We start from the raw sequence: 2284 nt of genomic DNA, 5'->3' as shown, positions 1-2284 counted from the left end.
GATTTCTTTTTTTTTTTGGACATGGACTTCGCGCTTATGCAGACATTCAAGTACATACCAGGAATAGTGTGCATAGGATACTTTTATGAATTTTGAAGGGAATGAGCAAGATGTATTATGGTCCTCCTATGTATCAAAATCCTCTCTACGCCACCGGTTCAACGTATGGATCAAACTTCCGATCAGGAAACAATGAACAAGTATTGGAATCTATAGTTAATGGAATAAAAGGGGAAGCTGCAGCTATTGATTTATATAGCCGGTTAGCTGAATCTGCACCTGACCAAAAGCATAAAAATACTTTTCTTCGTGTTTTAGAAGAGGAAAAAGGTCATTTTGAACAATTTACGAATTTCTACTCTACACTTACCGGCAAACCGCCTGTTTACGAAATCGATGAAATAGCTTTCCACTCTTATCAAGATGGATTAGAAAAAGCTTATAAAGCAAAAGTTGACAATTATGAAATCTACCGTCAAATTTATTTACTTACTCAGCATTCGCCCTTGCAAAATGTATTTGCGAGGGCATGTAATGACGAGGCATCACATGCCAGCCAGATTCGTTTGTTAGCATCAAATCAGGAATCGCGTATCGAATTGAAAGATTATGGAAAAGAACCATTTGTGGTAAACATTGATGAAGCTACGAAGCAAAACAATACGTTTCGTACCGCCTTATGGACAGGAAATCACTTGCAAGTGACCTTAATGAGCATTGGTGTCGGCGATGACATTGGTTTAGAAATTCACCCGGACGTTGACCAGTTTTTACGTGTTGAGGAGGGGGAAGGGTTTGTTCAAATGGGGGATCGGAAGGACCGCTTAGATTTTGAAGCAAGGGTGTATGATGATTATGCCATTATGCTGCCAGCTGGGAAGTGGCACAATGTAACCAACACTGGGAATAAACCGCTTAAACTGTACAGCATCTATGCACCGCCTGAGCATCCATTCGGAACGGTTCATGAAACAAAAGCCGACGCAGTGGCTGCTGAAGAAATGTAGGTACTACTGACTGTTTGGTTTGATGGATGAGTTTTCGTTCTTCGTTGACTTTCTGTCAGGTCATTGGTTCACCCCAACTGGACGAATGTTCACATAAATGATCGGTTTCCTGCTAAAAATAAGTGTGTTCGAAAATTTTTTAGGAGTGAAGGACCGATGAGTAAAAAATCGAAGTCAAAACGGAACATCCAAAAAGGCAGAGATGCTGTACAGCCTAGCACAGGAGAAGAGAGAATCACGATCTCCAAAACGAATAAACAGTTAGACGAGCGAATCAAATAGAGTTTTTAAATCAAAAAAGACGGAAGCTACTTGATGCTTCCGTCTTCATATCGTTTCTAGAAATTCTTTAAGTTTTTCGGATCCGCTGCTTTGTTCCCAGCTCCTCTGGACTTATAAATCTCTTCAAACGAGGATCTTTCTTCTGTAGACAGATTGCCGTTCCGTTAACAGCTAGATTGTTCTTGATTCCATCTGCATATTCTCAAGTTTTCCTTAAATGGAAAAGGGTAAGGGCACCTGTAGAGGTGATGAGATGAGAATAGCTATCCATGTAGTGAACCTTCTCTTTCTGATATTTTTATTGGGCATTGGTTCCTTAGCCTATTTAGGGATGAACTTTGCCCCTTATCCCGGAAATCATGTTGGTGAAAATATCGGATTGCTTATGATCTATGTTTTTTGGGGTGTAGGGTATTATTTGCAGCTGAAGCAAAAGACGATCACCCGGTTTATTATCTTTTTCGTTCTCGAGTTTGCCTTCCTTTATATCTGGTTCATGTATGTGATTTCTTTTATTGATTCCTTATTCGAAGCGTAGCATAGGCGTAGTCATCTAGACGCTATTCCACGAAAGAAATAGCGGGTAGTATTTGGTTACCAAATATCTTTAAATAAACCGATCAAAGAACTCCAACACCTTACGGTAAACGAGGATTTCATTATCCTTTTTAGAAAATCCATGTCCCTCATCCTCTAAGACGATATACTCTACGTCTCTCCCTTTTTCCTTCAATGCTTCGACCACCTGATCCGATTCTTTTTTGACAACACGGGGATCCTTTGCTCCCTGAATGACGAGCATCGGTTTGATCATTGTATTCAAATGGTTGATTGGCGAATCTTCCTCTAGTTTTTCTTTATCTTTCACAGGGTCTCCGACAAACTGTGCCATGGCAGGTTTCCAGTGCTCTGGAACTGAGTCGATGAAGCTGAACAGGTTACATGGTCCGAAGATATCTACGACGGCTTTGAAGTACTCTGGATGTCTTCCATGC

The 2284-nt window shown here is 40.5% G+C and carries 4 protein-coding genes; 3 read left to right on the top strand and 1 reads right to left on the bottom strand.

All coding sequences use genetic code 11. The features are described from left to right. Positions 1-110 precede the first annotated feature (110 nt). The 3 genes from LD39_RS12790 to LD39_RS12785 all read left to right on the top strand — a co-directional run bounded on the left by LD39_RS12790 (position 111) and on the right by LD39_RS12785 (position 1827). Complete coding sequence (locus tag LD39_RS12790) at positions 111-1007, top strand: cupin domain-containing protein (RefSeq protein WP_035547338.1); 897 nt, start codon at positions 111-113, stop codon at positions 1005-1007. A gap of 156 nt (positions 1008-1163) precedes the next feature. Beyond that, positions 1164-1289, top strand: coding sequence for a hypothetical protein (locus LD39_RS23810; protein WP_255349889.1), 126 nt, complete (start codon positions 1164-1166; stop codon positions 1287-1289). Between the two features lie 253 nt (positions 1290-1542). Continuing rightward, positions 1543-1827 (top strand): hypothetical protein, encoded by a 285-nt coding sequence (locus LD39_RS12785; RefSeq protein WP_035547335.1) that lies wholly within the window; start codon positions 1543-1545, stop codon positions 1825-1827. Positions 1828-1896: 69 nt separating this feature from the next. Here the strand turns inward: LD39_RS12785 and LD39_RS12780 are convergent. Next, positions 1897-2284, bottom strand: a 388-nt coding sequence (locus LD39_RS12780; RefSeq protein WP_035547333.1) for a S9 family peptidase, incomplete at its 5' end; no start/stop codon positions are given.

The sequence above is a fragment of the Halobacillus sp. BBL2006 genome, from assembly GCF_000786645.1.
Taxonomy (GTDB): Bacteria; Bacillota; Bacilli; order Bacillales; family Halobacillaceae; genus Halobacillus.
Note: the sequence above shows the minus strand (reverse complement) of the source record. Positions and strands in the feature narration are given on the sequence as shown.

Excerpts from the sequence above, each read along its gene's own strand:
- LD39_RS12790 (WP_035547338.1), top strand. The coding sequence starts at position 111 with ATGTATTATGGTCCTCCTATGTATCAAAATCCTCTCTACGCCACCGGT.
- LD39_RS23810 (WP_255349889.1), top strand. The coding sequence starts at position 1,164 with ATGAGTAAAAAATCGAAGTCAAAACGGAACATCCAAAAAGGCAGAGAT.
- LD39_RS12785 (WP_035547335.1), top strand. The coding sequence starts at position 1,543 with ATGAGAATAGCTATCCATGTAGTGAACCTTCTCTTTCTGATATTTTTA.